We start from the raw sequence: 16548 nt of genomic DNA, 5'->3' as shown, positions 1-16548 counted from the left end.
CCACTCCTTATAAATTTTGGTATTTATCGTGTAAATTAAATTTCGTCTCATATTGATAAGCTACACGGTATAATGTCTTTTCATCGAATGGCTTACCGATAAATTGTAATCCAATCGGACGATTGTTAGCCATACCACAAGGTACTGAAATACCTGGTAAACCTGCTAAGTTAACTGGTGTAGTTAATAAGTCATTTGCATACATTGTTAGTGGATCGTTAATTTCTTCACCAATGTTGAACGCAACTGTTGGTGTAGTTGGTCCTACAACCACATCGTAGTCTTTAAAGATACGATCGAAGTCATTTTTAATTAACGTACGCACTTTTTGTGACTTTTTGTAATATGCATCATAGTAACCTGAACTTAATGCGAAAGTACCTAATAAGATACGACGTTTAACTTCTTTTCCGAAACCTTCACTACGAGATTTCTTATAGAGTTCTTCTAAGTTAGTCGCATCTTTTGAATGGTAACCATAGCGAATACCATCAAAGCGTGCTAAGTTAGCTGAAGCTTCTGATGACGCAATAACATAGTATGAAGGGATACCGTATTTAGTATTAGGTAAGGAAACCTCTTCTACAGTTGCGCCAAGTTCGCGTAGTGTTTCAGCCGCATTTAAGACAGCTTCTTTAACTTCATCGCGAACACCTTCGCCAATATATTCTTTAGGTAATGCTACTTTAAGGTCTTTAATGTCTTTTCCAATATCAGATGTAAAGTCACAATCTTCGACTGGCGCACTTGTAGCGTCATGCTCGTCAACACCAGTAATAGATTCTAATACGATAGCATTATCTTTAGCATTTCGAGTTAATGGTCCGATTTGGTCTAATGATGACGCGAAAGCTACTAAACCGAAACGAGAAACACGGCCGTATGTAGGTTTCATGCCGACGATACCGCAATATGCTGCTGGTTGTCTGATTGAACCACCAGTATCTGTACCTAATGAAAATGGAACAAGACCTGCTGCAACTGCCGCTGCTGAACCACCTGAAGAACCACCAGGTACTGCTTTATGGTCGAACGGGTTCACTGTTTTCTTGAAGTAAGATGTTTCAGTAGAACCACCCATTGCGAATTCGTCTAAATTTAATTTACCAATTAGAACGGCATTTTCATCATGAAGTTTCTTCATTACAGTTGATTCGTAAATCGGTACAAATCCTTCTAGCATTTTGCTGGCACATGTCGTTTCTAGGCCTTCTGTAATGATGTTATCTTTGATACCCATTGGAATGCCAAATAACTTACCTTCCATTTGATCTTTTTCTTGTAATTCATCTAATTCTTGAGCTTTTTTAAGTGCGTTCTCTTTATCTAAAGCTAAGAAAGATTTGATAGTAGGATCAACTTCTTCAATAGCATCATAAATATCATTTACGATTTCAGAAGGTTTGATTTTTTTGTCTTTAATCATTTGTGTTAAATTCTCAATCGATTCGAAACGGATGCTCATTATTTTTCCTCCTCTTTCATTACTGAAGGTACTTTAAATTGTCCGTCCTCTGTTTCTTTAGCGTTCTTAAGCGCTAATTCTTGAGGAATACCTGATACCGCCTTATCTTCTCTAAGAACGTTTTGTAAATCTAATACGTGATAAGTTGGCTCAACGTTATCCGTATCACATGTATCATTTTGATGCGCGAAATCAAGTATACTTTCTAAGCTTGATTTCATTTCTTCAGTTTCTTCAGGAGATATTTCTAATTTCGCTAAGTTCGCGATATGTTCAACATCTTCACGTGTAACTTTTGTCATCAATAAAAGCCTCCTTAATATTCATTCATCACAAAATTGTACCAAATTTTCCCCTAAAAATCTAAAGTTTGATGGAATTTTCTCGTTTTATTTCCCTTGAAAAGCAACACCCCTTTAGTAAAGGTTTTAATAGATGTAACATATCTATTTCGCTTTAACGTGCCAAATTGTACGTATTTTAAGCGTTTTAGCGACTTTATGTAACTCATTTATAATATTTAAGTTAAATAGTGGGTATCTTATTCAGTTATCGTATAAACATAGGGCTTTTCAAGAAAGTAGAAGAAATCTTACAAAAATTTAAAAATTCTAAAAAATTACTAAAAACGCCTTCATTTAGGTCTTTACAAACGATTGCGAAATATGCATAATTGTAATTATACATTTATGATGAAAAATCGAACTTTCATTCTAGATTCATTCATGTATAATACGGTATGTAACAAAATAATTAAACAATTTGGGGGGTGAGGAGAAATGTTTACACTAGGTTCAACATTGTCCAGTCAAGTAAACCCGGACTGGCAAACTTACGTGATGATTGCAGTGTACTTCATTATCCTTTTAGCTATCGGTTGGTATGGTTACAAACAATCAACTGGTGACCTAAGCGAATACATGCTTGGTGGCCGTAGCATTGGACCATGGGTAACAGCCTTATCAGCTGGTGCATCTGACATGAGTGGTTGGATGATTATGGGGTTACCAGGTGAAGTTTATTCAACTGGTTTATCAGCAGTTTGGTTAGCTATAGGATTGACAGTCGGTGCATACATAAACTATTTACTTGTGGCACCAAGACTACGTGTTTACACAGAAATCAGAGGGGATGCAATAACCTTACCAGACTTCTTTAAGAATCGTTTAGATGATAAAACGAATCTCATTAAGATTATCTCTGGTGGTATCATTGTAGTATTTTTCACTTTATATACGCACGCCGGTATTGTATCAGGCGGTAAACTTTTTGAAAGTGCGTTCGGCTTAAACTATCATTGGGGACTCTTGTTTGTTACTGCTATTGTGATTTTATATACATTCTTTGGTGGTTATTTAGCCGTATCGATTACGGACTTTTTCCAAGGGGTAATCATGCTTATCGCAATGATTATGGTACCAATTGTTGTAATGCTTAAATTGAATGGTTTAGACACATTTGGCCAAGTTGCAGAAATGAAACCTTCTAATTTAGATTTATTTAAGGGGACTTCTATAATTGGAATTATTTCATTCTTTGCATGGGGACTTGGTTACTTTGGTCAACCACATATCTTAGTACGTTTCATGTCGATTCGCACGCATAAGCTTTTCCCTTTTACTAGAAGAATCGGGATTGGCTGGATGGCAGTCGGCTTAATTGGATCATGTTTAGTTGGTTTACTTGGTATCGCTTTCGTTCCAGCACAAGGCGCGAAAATTAAGGACCCTGAAACATTATTCATCTTAATGAGTCAGGTTTTATTCCATCCATTAGTTGGTGGTTTCTTACTAGCTGCTATTTTAGCTGCCATCATGAGCACGATTTCATCTCAATTACTTGTAACGTCTAGTTCATTAACTGAAGACTTCTACAAGTTATTTAAGAAGAATAAAGATCCTAACAAGAATTACGAGAAAGAATATGTATTAGTTGGTCGTATTTCAGTAGTTGTAGTTGCGATTGTTGCGATAGCGATTGCTTGGAATCCTAACGATACAATTCTTAACTTAGTTGGTAATGCTTGGGCTGGTTTCGGTGCTGCATTTGGACCACTTGTAATTTTATCGCTTTACTGGCGTAAACTTACAAACATTGGTGCTATCGCAGGTATGGTTGCCGGTGCATTAACAGTTATCATTTGGATCGCATTTGTTAAACCTCTTGGTGAAAAGGTAGAATTCTTTAATCTGTACGAAATCGTTCCAGGTTTCTTAGTAAGTTTATTAGTTACAATTATTGTAAGTAAACTTACGAAAGCACCAGGTGACTTCGTAGATAAAGATATTACTAAGATGAAACATATCTTAAGCGAAAAGTAACGCTTAATTCATATAGTTATTGAGGGACGCTTCGAGAGTCTGAATTGGGTTCAGATTTTCGGAGCGTTTTTTTGGGTTGTAATGTAGCGATGTGGCGATTTCGCATATGTGGGATTACTATTGGGAAATTTAGTTGCGAGGCCGTTTGTAAGAGCCATGTCGTTAACGCACTTGGCTGTTATACGGCGATAAGAGCCATGTCAGTACTCCACTTGGCTGTAATACTGTGATAAGAGCCATGTCAACTCTTCACATGGCTGTTAATCGCCTATAAGAGCCTTGTCGCCTCTCCGCTTGGCTGTTAATCGTCTATAAGAGCCATGTCGCCTCTCCGCTTGGCTGTAAAACGGCGATAAGAGCCATGTGGTCACCTCACTTGGCTGTTACACGACGATAAGAGCCATGTGGTCACCTCACTTGGCTGTTACACGGCGATAAGAGCCATGTGGTCACCTCACTTGGCTGTTGCACGGCGATAAGAGCCATGTGGTCACCTCACTTGGCTGTTATATTGCGATAAGACCGATGTAGTAATATGACATAGCTCTTCCGTCGATTTCAATAGGTAGTTCGACGCTATTCAGCTTTTGCGTCGGTTTCGACTTTTCATTCCGACGCTATTCGGCTTTTGCGTCGGTTTCGACTTTTCATTCCGACGCTATTTGGCTTTTGCGTCGGTTTCGGTCTTTCATTCCGACGCTAGCGCCTCTCTTACCAACTTGTCACTCCTCAACAAGTCGGCAACAACACTTTTACCAACTTGTTACACCTCCACAAGTCGGCAACAACGCCCTTAGCAACTTGTCGCTCCTCAACAAGTTGGCAACACCCCCTTTAACAACTTGTCACACCTCCACTAGTTGGCAACGCCCCCAATGTCTACTACTATTACTTTTACCGTACGCCCTATCCACTCTAAATAACCTCCCTCACACAAAAAAGCAATGAAACGCGGTACACGTCCCATTGCTTTTCAATAGAATTAATTATTATTGTAAATATGAACTCGAGGCTCTTTATCGTCTTTAGATTTATAAATAAGTGCTCTCGATTTACTACCATCTTTAATATGGATCTCGTAATTGTTCAGACCACTGAAGTTTTTATCCGCAAGCTGCGTCACATATTGCGTAATACCAATTAACTCGGCTTGACCGTAGTAGTCGATTGGAACATCAATGCTCAGTGATTTCGCATCGTTACCAACGAACTTCGCTTTACCAACCGCTTGAGTAAAGTTAGAGAAGTAAGATTGTAAGTTATCATTAAACTCTTTAAAGCTGTTATTCAAGCCTTCATCTTTTTCCTTAGCTTCACTAGATGGAACGAGTACGGTTTGCTCATTAATTTGATTCCACTTCGTTAATTTCGTTTTATCTTCATCCGCAGTCGCATAAGCAACAAAGTGACCTGGTGTAATAGAGTTCTGGCCTGACTGCATATAAATCGCAAAGTTGATTGGAATATCATTTAATTCATTATGTTCACGTAAACGAGACAGAATCTCTTCGGCCATACGTTTACCTTCCTTTTCAACTTTCTTCTCATCAAGTTTCTCACTGTACGTTTCACCAAAGTCTTCCTTTTGGTAATAGTGCGTACTATTCATCGCAAGGCCGATTGTCATACCTTTAATCTCTTTACCTTTACTATCACTATTTTTGTAAAAGTCCTGCTCTAAAATATTCGATAAATAAGTAGGAGATTCTTTCGCAATTTTCTTAGGATCATCTTCACCTTTATAAGATGGGTTTAAACCAAGATTCGCTGTCGCTTTCTTTTGTTCTTTTTCTTCATCGTCCATTTTTTCAATTTCTTTTTTCGTAAATTTCGGACGTAAGTATGCTTTGATCGTATCTTTATCTAAGTATTGACCATCTTGGTATAAGAATTTATCAGTTGGGAAAACATTTTTACTGATATCTAATAAACCACTTTCGAAGTTTTCGCCGTTATAGCTATTCGCCATCTTTTCCTGAATTAAGCCACGCGCGGCACTTTCTTTAAAAGGTAAAATCGTTCTGTAATTATCACCAGACACGTTTTTATCTGTTACAATTTGTTTAATTTTGCTAGAACCATCTGATGTATCATTCTCTTGTGCTTCTTCTTGCTTTTGGCTATCTTTTTCTCCGCTTCCACAAGCTGTAAGTATTAATGATAATGAGAGAAGTACAGTTAATGATTTTTTCATGTCCCAATCTCCTATTCTTTAATCTCATTTTGCTTTGTTACAAATTCATCTTCAGACCAAACTTCAATTTCGAGTTCTTCTGCTTTAGACAATTTTGACCCAGCATCTTCACCTGCTATAACAAGATCAGTCTTCTTGGTAACACTGCTTGTAACTTTTGCCCCTTGCAGTTTTAACCATTCCGATGCTTCCTTACGTGTCATTTGATGTAATTTGCCTGTAAGTACAATCGTTTTGTCTTTAAAGTCTTCATGTCCTTCAACTTCGTTGTATTTTGGTCCTTTAAAAGTCATATTAACATCTTTATCTTTAAGTTTTTGAATTAAAGCTTTAATGTCCTCATTTTCAAGATAAGTCACAACAGACTGCGCAAGTTTCTCACCAATATCATGAATTTCAAGCAATTCTACTTCAGATACTTCCATCAAGCACTCGATTGAATCATAACGTTCAGCAAGAACACGACTCGCTTTAACACCTAAAAGTCTAATGCCTAATCCAAAGAGGAGTTGTTCTAAGGAATTTGACTTCGATGTTTCAATGGCTTTTAAAAGATTCGTCACTTTCTTTTGGCCCATTCGCTCTAATGGTAACAAATCTTCTTCTGTAAGGTAATAAATATCTGCGATGTCCTTAATACAGCCTTGTTCGTAAAGTTGTTGGATAATCTTTTCACCAAGACCATCGATGTTCATGGCTTGGCGCGACACAAAGTGAATAAGCCCTTCTACAAGTTGCGCTTGGCACTTCGGATTAATACATCTTAATGCAACCTCGCCTTCGATACGCACAAGTTCATGGTCACAACTTGGACAATGCGTTGGCATATGATACGTCTTCGCGTCGTCTTTACGTCTATCTTTAATTCTCTTAACAACTTCTGGGATAATGTCGCCAGCTTTTTTAATGACAACACTGTCCGAAATGCGAATGTCCTTTTCATGGATGAGGTCCTCATTATGTAACGACGCACGAGAAACGGTTGTGCCTGCTACACGAACGGGTTCAAGGATTGCTGTTGGTGTAACCACACCAGTACGACCTATACTAAGTTCAATATCAAGTAACGTCGTAACCACTTCTTCTGCTGGGAACTTATAAGCAATTGCCCATCTCGGTGATTTTGCAGTAAAGCCAAGCTCATCTTGTGTATCAAGTTGATTCACCTTAATCACGATACCGTCGATGTCATAAGATAGCGCCTCACGTTTATCCGTCCAATAGTCAATATATTCAATCACTTCATCGATGTTATTCACACTGCGACGTTCTTGGTTCGTTTTGAAACCTAGCGCATCTAATTCATTCAACGCTTCTTCTTGTGTTTCAGCATCAAGCTCCGTTAAGTCATTGATACTATACAAGAAGACATCAAGCTTACGTTTCGCAGCGAGTTTTGGATCAAGTTGACGTAAGGAACCAGCAGCCGCGTTTCTAGGATTCGCAAATGGTTGTTCCTCATTCTGTTCCTTTTCTTCGTTTAATTTAAGAAAGGACTTTCTCGGCATAAAGGCTTCACCACGGACTTCAAAGCTAATGTCCTTTTTCAAAGTGAGCGGAATCGCATGAATCGTTTTAAGGTTCTCAGTAATATCTTCACCCGTCGTACCATCGCCGCGCGTCAAACCTTGAACGAATTTACCATTCTCATACTTTAGTGAAACGGCTAACCCGTCTATCTTGAGCTCACACATATAATTGACGTCGCCCACTTTTTCTTGAATGCGTTGGTCAAATTTGCGTAAATCCGCTTCATTAAAAGCATTACCAAGACTTAACATCGGTGTTTCGTGCTGTACCTTTTCAAATGAAGACTGAACCTCAGCACCTACACGTACGGTCGGAGAATCATCCGTTTTTAACTCAGGATGTTCACGTTCAATCTCAATTAACTCATGCAAAAGCTTATCATATTCACTGTCCGGTACACTTGGATCGTCTTTAACATAATATTCATAGCTATAACGATGCAGTAATTCGTGCAGTTCTTCTACGTGTTTTTTAACTTCAGACATGGTTTAGTCCTCCTTTTTTTCGATAGGTGCGAAAGATGCAAGTAAACGTTTAGGTCCCTCTTTTTTGAAAATGATATCAAGTTCAACTGAGCCATTCTTCTCATTAACTTGGCTGACCATGCCTTCACCCCAGCTCTTATGAACCACTTTATCACCGACATTCCAATTCGTTTCAGTCGTTTGACCTTTTGTTACACGCTTACTAAATCCACGTTTTTGAGGTTTTTTCTTTTGACCGATTTGAACACGATCTGACTGAGATGGTTTATTCATAAGGTCTTCAGGTATTTCATTTAAGAATCTTGAACGCATGTTGGATTGTGTACGTCCATATAACATACGGTTGGTAGCATGTGTTACATATAATTGTTCTTCAGCACGAGTAATCGCAACATACGCGATTCGGCGCTCTTCTTCCATCTCATGATCATCATCACTCTTAATTGCTCTGAAATGTGGGAAGATGGATTCTTCCATACCTATTATAAACACGACTGGATACTCTAAACCTTTAGCTGAGTGCATTGTCATCATTGTAACGCCACTCTCAGTATTCGCTTCATCAATATCAGCAACGAGTGATAAATCTGTAAGGAAGTTAATCAATGATTGTTCTTCTAGCGGTGTATTCTCTTCATAATCCATTGGAACAGATTTAAATTCATCAATGTTTTCGAGACGACTTCTTGATTCCAATGTTTGGGCCTTTTCAAGCATGGCACGATAACCTGATTTATCAAGAATCTCATCCACAATTTCAGTGATTTCTAAGAACTCTTGTTGTTTCATCAGATCATTAATCAGTTGATAGAATGACATACACGCTTGTGCCGCCTTTTTCGAAACGCCGATAAAATCTATCTCAGCAAGCGCATCAAACATACTGATGTCGTGTTCCGCCGCATACGCCGCAATCTTATCTACAGTTGTAGGACCAATACTACGTTTCGGCACGTTGATAATACGTCTAAAACTGATATCATCGTTACTATTCGCAATCAAACGCAGATAACTTAGAAGGTCTTTAATTTCCATGCGGTCATAGAACTTCTGTCCGCCAACCATCGTATACGGAATATTCGATTTCATAAACGTTTCCTCTAGCACACGAGATTGCGCGTTCGTTCGGTAAAGAATCGCCATATCATTGTAGTCCTTACCATTCTTACGATGCTTCATGACCTCGCGTACAACGTACTCACATTCATCACGTTCAGAAGTTGCTTCGTAGTATTGAATCTTCTCACCCTCAGCGTTCCCTGTCCAAAGTCCTTTAGGTTTACGCTCAGTGTTATTACGAATCACTTCATTCGCCGCATTAAGAATTGTCTTAGTTGAGCGATAGTTTTGCTCTAGGAAAATGGTTGTCGCATTCGGATAATCTTCTTCAAAGGATAAAATATTCTGAATGTCTGCACCACGCCAACCATAAATCGATTGGTCAGAGTCACCTACAACGCAAATATTCTCAAATTTCTTCGCAAGTTGATTCACTAGCGTATATTGCGCTTTGTTCGTATCTTGGTACTCATCAACATGTATGTATTGGAATTTATTCTGATAGTATTCAAGTACATCTGGTACGCGCTCAAATAACTTGATCGTCGTCATAATCAAGTCATCGAAATCAAGCGCTTGGTTTCGAAGTAACTGCTTTTGATAAGCGCTATAAACGTTCGCAACCATACTTGTGTAATAATCATTCGCTTCACGAGATGCATCATCAGGTGTTTTAAGCTCATTCTTAAGATTACTGATTGCACCGATAAACATACGCGGTTCAAACTTTTTACTATCGATATTCTTTTCTTTAAGTACTTGCTTGATTACCGACTTCTGGTCAGTAGGGTCTATAATTGTAAAATTACGTTCAAATCCAATGCGGTCAATATCTCTACGTAGGATACGTACACACATAGAGTGGAACGTTGACATCCATATCACTTCAGCCTCTTCGCCTACTAAAGATGCAACACGTTCTTTCATTTCTTTTGCTGCTTTATTCGTAAACGTAATCGCTAAAATATTGTAAGGAGATACATCCTTTTCATCCAGTAAATAAGCGATACGATGTGTAAGGACTCGTGTCTTACCTGAACCAGCACCAGCCATAATTAATAATGGGCCTTCTGTCGTGCGGACAGCTTGGCTTTGTTCATTATTCATATTTTTAATTAATGGATTCATTTATGTTACTCCTTTATTTTGACAGTTTTTAATGCATGTTTGATGTCGTCATAAATGACATTACCCACGATAATCGTATCCGCAATTTCAAATACTTCCTTTGCATCATCTAGATTGCGAATACCACCACCATAGAATAATTGTGTTGATTGAAGTTTTGATTTCGCTGCTTTGACCATTTCCATGTCGCCATAAGTACCACTATATTCAAGGTACAATATCGGCAACTTATACATCTCTTCAGCCATAAGCGCATAAGCTTCTAAATCTTCTGTAGTTAAGTCACAATTGGCTTTCGTCACTTGGCCAACTTTACTATCTTGATTCAGTACGACATAACCTTCAAATATCATCTCATCAAAGTCAATCGCATGTCCATATTCCTTCAACGCTTTATGTAAGATACCATTATGATATTGAACATCCTGACTATTTAAAACGGTAGGTACGAAATAGAAATCAAATCCAGGCATGACACTTTCAACATTTGCGATTTCTAATACAAGCGGCAGTGGATAACGTCTCACACGACTCATCAAATGAATCACATTATCAAGCGTAATATCATCCGTTCCACCAATCATAATCGCATCCGTATTGGACATGCAGATCTTATCTAAATCCTCATCAGATATCGTTTTAGCAGGGTCTAATTTAAATATATGTTGCCATTTTGTAATATCGTACATACGTCTTACTCCTTTAAATTTCGTACACATCATTATATCATTTTTACGATTTGAATTCTAAATGCGTGAGTCCAACTTCTCATCCCTTTTGAAAAGCCCTTTAGAAAAGCGACCCCAAAGAAGCGTTGGCTTCTTTGACCCGAATTGAAGTGAAATACCCTTCTATGCGTGCGTATAGATAACTGAAGAAGTAACAATGTATGAACCAAAACTTGATCACAGTTCGCTCATCACGTTTTATCAGTCCTGAGACTTGATCACAGATTGCTCATCAAGTTTCAACCGGTCTGAGACTTGATCACGATTTCACCATCAAGTTTCAAAAGCCCTGAGACTTGATCACGATTTCACCATCAAGTTTCAACCACCCTGAGACTTGATTACGGTTCGCTCATCAAGTTTCAACCATCTTGAGACTTGATGACGATTTCTCCATCAAGTCTCAACCTCACCCTGTATCACCACCGAGGCTCACCCCCAAAAATAAAAAAATAGATGACCGCAATCGGTCATCTCCACAGATGAAATCATTTATGATTCAGTTTCAATATTTAATCGATCTAGAATCATTGTATATGCATCATTTCCCCATTGTAACGAACGTTTCACGCGAGAGATTGTTGCTGTCGAAGCACCAGACTCTTCTTCAATCGTTGCATACGTATACCCTTGTTTAATCATTTTAGCGACTTGAAGCCTTTGAGATAATGACTGAATTTCATTCACAGTGCATAAATCATCAAAAAATTGATAACATTCTTCTTTTGTTTCTAAAGCCAAAATCGCTTCAAATAATTCGTCTAAGGCTTTGCCTCTTAATTTTTCGATTTGCATGTAAACAACCCCTAATTCGCATTTGACTATCTCTATTCTAACTTAATCACGGGTTTAAGTGTAGTGAAATCTTATTCAAGGCCTGCGCGCTTAAAGATTGTATCCACTTGATTTAAGTGATGTTTAGGATTGAAACACTCGTCTAATTCATCTTTAGTAAGTACGTCTGTAATCTTAGAATCCGCTTCAATTAGCGTTCTAAACGGTGTTTTCGTTTCCCAAGATTCCATGGCTTTTGGTTGAACAGTATCATACGCTTCTTCACGCACCATACCTTTATTGATTAACGCTAAAAGAACACGTTGAGAATAAATTAAACCAAATGTTTTATTAATATTTGCTTCCATATTTTCTTCATAAACTGTTAAACGGTCTACGATATTTGAGAAACGGTTTAGCGCATAGTTTAAAGCGATTGTAACATCAGGTAACATAATACGCTCAGCTGAAGAGTGAGAGATGTCTCTTTCATGCCATAACGCCACGTTTTCATAAGCAGTTGTGATATAACCGCGAATCACACGCGCGATACCTGTAATATTTTCAGAACCGATTGGGTTACGTTTATGCGGCATTGCTGAAGAACCTTTTTGGCCTTTTGCAAAAGCCTCTTCAACTTCACGTGTTTCAGTTTTTTGAAGGTTACGGATTTCTACAGCGAACTTTTCAAGTGAAGTCGCAATTAAGCTTAATGTCGCGATATAGTATGCGTGACGATCACGTTGTAACGTTTGAGTTGAAACTGGTGCTGTACCAATTCCTAAACGTTCACACACATGCGCTTCAATTTCAGGTGGAATGTTCGCAAACGTACCAACAGCACCACTCATTTTACCAACTTCAATTTCTTCACGAACACGCTTGAAACGTTCTAAGTTACGTTTCATTTCTGTATACCATAACGCCATTTTGACACCAAATGTCGTTGGTTCAGCATGTACACCATGTGTTCTACCCATCATTAAAGTATTTTTATATTTTTTCGCTTTTTGTTCTAAAACTTCAATAAATCTTTCAAGGTCTTTTTCTAAGATATCATTCGCTTGTTTCACTACATAACTTAAAGCAGTGTCGACAACGTCCGTAGAAGTTAAACCGTAGTGTACCCACTTACGTTCTTCACCAAGTGTTTCTGAAACTTGACGTGTGAATGCGACAACATCATGACGTGTTTCTTCTTCGATTTCTTTAGCACGATCCACATCAACTTTAGCGTTCTCTCTAATTTTCTTCACATCTTCTTCAGGAATAAAGCCAAGTTTACTCCAAGCTTCACAAGCTAAAATTTCTACTTCTAACCAAGCCTCATAACGATTTTGGTCTGTCCAAATTTGAGACATTTCTTCTCTTGAATAACGTTCAATCATGATATAAGCTCCTATCTTTTATGGATTAAGTTAATTATAACAAATTCCCAAAACATGTACATTAAAATTTTAAATACTTTAAAAGTTCGTCTTTTACTTAAAAAGCCCTCTAAATTCTATCACTTCAAGATAAATATTCCCTAAATCCTAAAAAAATAGAGCTCAGATTCTAAAGTAAATTTACTTAAAACCCAAAGCTCTAAACATTTCAATTACATTTTCTTGCCGGTAAAGACAATTTGCTGTCTCATAACTTCTACTGAACCATCCTTATTCTCTTTGAACACCGGCTTTTCAAAGCGCTTCACAGGCATGTAACCCGCTTCACGCATGCGTTTCAAACAATCTTGAATCGATTCATTCTCTTGTACTTCAAATTTCATCTGTATCATACGCCTTTAATCGTTTACTTCTAACACCTTTCACCCAGAAACCGCCGTGCAACGTTCTTGCTTCATAAGCGATAACAAACGCCTTCTCATCAAGTTGCTTCACGGTATCCATGAGTTTTCGTTCGTATTTTTTAGGTGTCAAGATATGCATCACGAGACGTTCACCATCTCGACCATGTGCTAAAAAGTGCGTTACACCATAACCTAAAGTTCTTAATTGACTCGGTATATCAGAATCATATCGCGTCGTCGTCACGTTGACAACCGAATATCCTAAAGCAAGCATTTCTTCAATCTTCATGCCTACGATGATCCCCACTGAAAAGCCAAATGCATACGCGATTACATTTTGAATCTGATCTAAACCTGACATAACTAAGCCTAAACCTACAACATAAATTATGACCTCAATAAAACTTACAATCGCGGCCATATAACGATAACCTTTCAATGTAAGAATCATACGCATGGTTAAACAAGTGACATACACAACATTAATTGTAAATATCGCAAGTATCATTAACCAAGGATTGTCATTAATATAAGACATAACATCCCTTCTTCCGTTAGTTAATTTTAAATTCAAGATATTTTACCAATTTAATTGTTAAATGTCACTAACTTTTTTATTGTTCGAACTCAGGTCCTTTATCATGCTTTGGCCAAGTATAACGTGTGTAAGCAAGTTCACGCTTATGCGCATTACGAATGTAATGCTTTTCAATCGTATCTTGATCTGCTTGACTCACGCATTTACCCTCAAGATAGTCATCAATCGCATGATATGAAACACCTAACGCTTCCTCATCTGGTAATTGAGGTTTGTCGTCTTCTAAATCCGCTGTCGGAACCTTTTCATAAAGGTGCTTTGGCGCTTCTAAATATTCAAGTATTTGACGTCCTTGACGTTTATTCAGGCCAAATAATGGTGCAATATCTGCTGCTCCGTCACCATGCTTCGTGAAAAAGCCCGTCACGTTCTCAGCCGAATGATCCGTACCAACTACGATACCTTTCGTATTCGACGCAATTGAATATTGAACTTTCATGCGTTCTCTTGCTTTTTCATTTCCTTTTTCAAAGTCACTTAACGTAATACCCGCTTCTTTAAGCGATGCGACGCTTTGGTCGACAGCAGGTTTAATGTTTACTGTTACCGTTTCATCAGGTTCAATAAATTTAAGCGCATCTTCGACTTCATCTGCATCTTTTTGCGTACCATATGGTAATTTCACAGCCACAAACTTATATTTACGACCTTCATCCTTAAGCTCGTTGACTGCTAATTGGACAAGTTTCCCTGCTAATGTAGAATCTTGCCCGCCAGAAATACCTAAAACGAGCGATTGAATGAAATTATGCGTCACCACATAATCCTTAACAAATTGGATAATATCTCTAGATGTCGTTTTAGCGTCAATCTCAGGCTGAACTTTCATTTCCTTTACAATAATAGATTGAAGATTATTCATGTTCTTCCTCCATTTCTTTCACTTGTTCAGCAACTTCGAAGATACGTTTATGTTTATTCTCCCAACATGCTGTACTTAAATCTACAGGATAGTCTTCAGGATTTAAATAGCGTTTATTTTCATCCCATAAATAATTTAAATTATCTTTTAAATACATTTGTGATTCACGTTCAGTTGGCATATCGTAAATCAGTTTACCATCTAAAAAGATGTCGTGATGTAAATCAATCGCATCGAATTTCTTAATAAATTTCATTTTATATGTGTGTACAGGGTGGAACATTTTAAGCGGTGCGATTTCATTCGGATTTTCATGATCCAGCGTGATGTAATCCCCTTCTGACTTATTTGACTTGCGATTGATAATTCGGTAAACGTTTTTCTTACCTGGCGTCGTTACCTTTTCAGCATTATTAGATAATTTAATACGATCGATGTATTCGCCGTTTTCATCTTCAATAGCCGCAAGTTTATACACTGCACCAAGAGCAGGTTGTTGGAATGCTGTAATTAATTTCGTACCAACACCCCATGAATCAACTTTGGCTCCTTGGGCTTTTAAACTGGTGATAGTTTGCTCATCTAAATCATTTGAAGCAATGACTTTAGCATCCGTGAATCCAGCTTCATCAAGCATTCTACGTGCTTCCTTAGAAAGATATGCGATGTCACCTGAATCTAAGCGAACGCCGATAAAGTTAATCGAATCACCAAGTTCTTTCGCCACTTTAATCGCATTTGGCATACCTGACTTCAACGTGTGGAACGTGTCGACTAAGAACACACAATCTTTGTGGCGTTCTGCATATTTTTTAAAGGCCACATACTCATCACCATACGTTTGAACCATCGCATGTGCATGCGTACCTGATACTGGAATGTCGAACATTTTACCAGCACGTACGTTACTTGTAGAGTCAAAACCACCGATAAAGGCTGCACGCGCACCCCAAATCGCAGCATCAAGTTCATGCGCACGTCTTGTACCAAACTCCATTAACGTATCATCAGGCGCAATTTGCTTAATACGACTCGCTTTAGTCGCAATTAACGTTTGGAAGTTAATAATATTAAGCAAAGCTGTTTCAATGAGTTGTGCTTGAATTAACGGTGCTTCTACACGCAGTAATGGTTCATTACTGAAACACAACTCACCTTCTTGCATCGAACGAATATTACCTGTGAATGTTAAATCTTCTAAATAACTTAAGAAATCATCTTGATAACCTAATGATTTTAAATAGTCGATATCTGACTCTGAAAAATGAAAATCTTGAATAAACTCGATTACGCGTTTTAATCCATTAAATACTGCATACCCACTATCAAAAGGCATTTTACGAAAGTATAAATCAAATATTGCCTTTCTTTCATGAATCCCATCATTCCAATATGTCTCAGCCATATTAATTTGATATAAATCATTATGCAACATTAAACTATCATCTTTATATAGCGCCATTTTTATCTCCCCAAATACCTATTTTTCTCAATCATACCATATTCATTTTAAATGTTTTAACCAATGGGTTTATTGCTTTCAATCTTGAAAATATAAGTTACGACAAAATCATGACAATTCTACGATTTATTCCTACAAAAATTTATTTCT

13 protein-coding genes are annotated in these 16548 nt (G+C 37.8%); 1 reads left to right on the top strand and 12 read right to left on the bottom strand.

From position 1 onward, the window contains the following. Positions 1-7: 7 nt before the first annotated feature. Both gatA and gatC read right to left on the bottom strand, forming a co-directional pair. A complete protein-coding gene (gatA, locus tag ACF3N8_RS05950; protein ID WP_238102053.1) occupies positions 8-1465 on the bottom strand; it encodes an Asp-tRNA(Asn)/Glu-tRNA(Gln) amidotransferase subunit GatA in 1458 nt (485 codons plus the stop codon). Next, positions 1465-1767 (bottom strand): Asp-tRNA(Asn)/Glu-tRNA(Gln) amidotransferase subunit GatC, encoded by a 303-nt coding sequence (gene gatC, locus ACF3N8_RS05945; RefSeq protein WP_017176864.1) that lies wholly within the window; start codon positions 1765-1767, stop codon positions 1465-1467. Before gatC ends, gatA begins: the two co-directional genes overlap by 1 nt. 477 nt (positions 1768-2244) lie before the next feature. Here gatC and putP point away from each other — a divergent pair, with 477 nt between their 5' ends. Then, a complete protein-coding gene (gene putP, locus ACF3N8_RS05940; protein WP_009384051.1) occupies positions 2245-3786 on the top strand; it encodes a sodium/proline symporter PutP in 1542 nt (513 codons plus the stop codon). A 982-nt stretch (positions 3787-4768) separates the two neighbouring features. On the opposite strand, the gene ACF3N8_RS05935 is transcribed toward putP, so the two are convergent. The 10 genes from ACF3N8_RS05935 to ACF3N8_RS05890 form a co-directional block, all read right to left on the bottom strand. Beyond that, complete coding sequence (locus tag ACF3N8_RS05935) at positions 4769-5980, bottom strand: CamS family sex pheromone protein (protein WP_392449763.1); 1212 nt, start codon at positions 5978-5980, stop codon at positions 4769-4771. 11 nt (positions 5981-5991) lie between these two features. Then, complete coding sequence (gene ligA, locus ACF3N8_RS05930; protein ID WP_392449762.1) at positions 5992-7995, bottom strand: NAD-dependent DNA ligase LigA; 2004 nt, start codon at positions 7993-7995, stop codon at positions 5992-5994. 3 nt (positions 7996-7998) lie between these two features. Beyond that, positions 7999-10182: a DNA helicase PcrA gene (pcrA, locus tag ACF3N8_RS05925; RefSeq protein WP_009384054.1), complete on the bottom strand. Its 2184-nt coding sequence runs from the start codon at positions 10180-10182 to the stop codon at positions 7999-8001. A 5-nt stretch (positions 10183-10187) separates the two neighbouring features. Beyond that, positions 10188-10871: a heptaprenylglyceryl phosphate synthase gene (locus ACF3N8_RS05920; RefSeq protein WP_009384055.1), complete on the bottom strand. Its 684-nt coding sequence runs from the start codon at positions 10869-10871 to the stop codon at positions 10188-10190. Between the two features lie 531 nt (positions 10872-11402). Further along, positions 11403-11705: a YerC/YecD family TrpR-related protein gene (locus tag ACF3N8_RS05915; RefSeq protein ID WP_009384056.1), complete on the bottom strand. Its 303-nt coding sequence runs from the start codon at positions 11703-11705 to the stop codon at positions 11403-11405. 71 nt (positions 11706-11776) lie between these two features. Next, positions 11777-13072 (bottom strand): adenylosuccinate lyase, encoded by a 1296-nt coding sequence (gene purB / locus ACF3N8_RS05910; RefSeq protein WP_009384057.1) that lies wholly within the window; start codon positions 13070-13072, stop codon positions 11777-11779. A gap of 212 nt (positions 13073-13284) precedes the next feature. Beyond that, the gene (locus ACF3N8_RS05905; protein ID WP_009384058.1) at positions 13285-13455 is read right to left on the bottom strand and encodes an NETI motif-containing protein; all 171 of its coding nucleotides are present in this window, start codon (positions 13453-13455) and stop codon (positions 13285-13287) included. Then, positions 13445-14014: a DUF2179 domain-containing protein gene (locus ACF3N8_RS05900; RefSeq protein ID WP_009384059.1), complete on the bottom strand. Its 570-nt coding sequence runs from the start codon at positions 14012-14014 to the stop codon at positions 13445-13447. The genes ACF3N8_RS05905 and ACF3N8_RS05900 overlap by 11 nt, the downstream gene beginning before the upstream one ends. Before the next feature lie 76 nt (positions 14015-14090). Then, positions 14091-14936 (bottom strand): ammonia-dependent NAD(+) synthetase, encoded by an 846-nt coding sequence (gene nadE, locus ACF3N8_RS05895; RefSeq protein WP_392449761.1) that lies wholly within the window; start codon positions 14934-14936, stop codon positions 14091-14093. After that, positions 14929-16398 carry a nicotinate phosphoribosyltransferase gene (locus tag ACF3N8_RS05890; protein WP_009384061.1) on the bottom strand — a complete coding sequence of 490 codons (1470 nt, stop codon included), beginning with the start codon at positions 16396-16398 and terminating at the stop codon, positions 14929-14931. The genes nadE and ACF3N8_RS05890 overlap by 8 nt, the downstream gene beginning before the upstream one ends. Between the last annotated feature and the right edge of the window lie 150 nt (positions 16399-16548).

The sequence above is a fragment of the Staphylococcus massiliensis genome, from assembly GCF_043186315.1.
In the GTDB taxonomy this organism is placed as follows: domain Bacteria; phylum Bacillota; class Bacilli; order Staphylococcales; family Staphylococcaceae; genus Staphylococcus; species Staphylococcus massiliensis.
Note: the sequence above shows the minus strand (reverse complement) of the source record. Positions and strands in the feature narration are given on the sequence as shown.

Bases quoted from the DNA above. Each gene is read 5' to 3' on its own strand.
- gatA (WP_238102053.1), bottom strand. From the start codon at position 1,465: ATGAGCATCCGTTTCGAATCGATTGAGAATTTAACACAAATGATTAAA.
- gatC (WP_017176864.1), bottom strand. From the start codon at position 1,767: ATGACAAAAGTTACACGTGAAGATGTTGAACATATCGCGAACTTAGCG.
- putP (WP_009384051.1), top strand. From the start codon at position 2,245: ATGTTTACACTAGGTTCAACATTGTCCAGTCAAGTAAACCCGGACTGG.
- ACF3N8_RS05935 (WP_392449763.1), bottom strand. From the start codon at position 5,980: ATGAAAAAATCATTAACTGTACTTCTCTCATTATCATTAATACTTACA.
- ligA (WP_392449762.1), bottom strand. From the start codon at position 7,995: ATGTCTGAAGTTAAAAAACACGTAGAAGAACTGCACGAATTACTGCAT.
- pcrA (WP_009384054.1), bottom strand. From the start codon at position 10,182: ATGAATCCATTAATTAAAAATATGAATAATGAACAAAGCCAAGCTGTC.
- ACF3N8_RS05920 (WP_009384055.1), bottom strand. From the start codon at position 10,871: ATGTACGATATTACAAAATGGCAACATATATTTAAATTAGACCCTGCT.
- ACF3N8_RS05915 (WP_009384056.1), bottom strand. From the start codon at position 11,705: ATGCAAATCGAAAAATTAAGAGGCAAAGCCTTAGACGAATTATTTGAA.
- purB (WP_009384057.1), bottom strand. From the start codon at position 13,072: ATGATTGAACGTTATTCAAGAGAAGAAATGTCTCAAATTTGGACAGAC.
- ACF3N8_RS05905 (WP_009384058.1), bottom strand. From the start codon at position 13,455: ATGAAATTTGAAGTACAAGAGAATGAATCGATTCAAGATTGTTTGAAA.
- ACF3N8_RS05900 (WP_009384059.1), bottom strand. From the start codon at position 14,014: ATGTCTTATATTAATGACAATCCTTGGTTAATGATACTTGCGATATTT.
- nadE (WP_392449761.1), bottom strand. From the start codon at position 14,936: ATGAATAATCTTCAATCTATTATTGTAAAGGAAATGAAAGTTCAGCCT.
- ACF3N8_RS05890 (WP_009384061.1), bottom strand. From the start codon at position 16,398: ATGGCGCTATATAAAGATGATAGTTTAATGTTGCATAATGATTTATAT.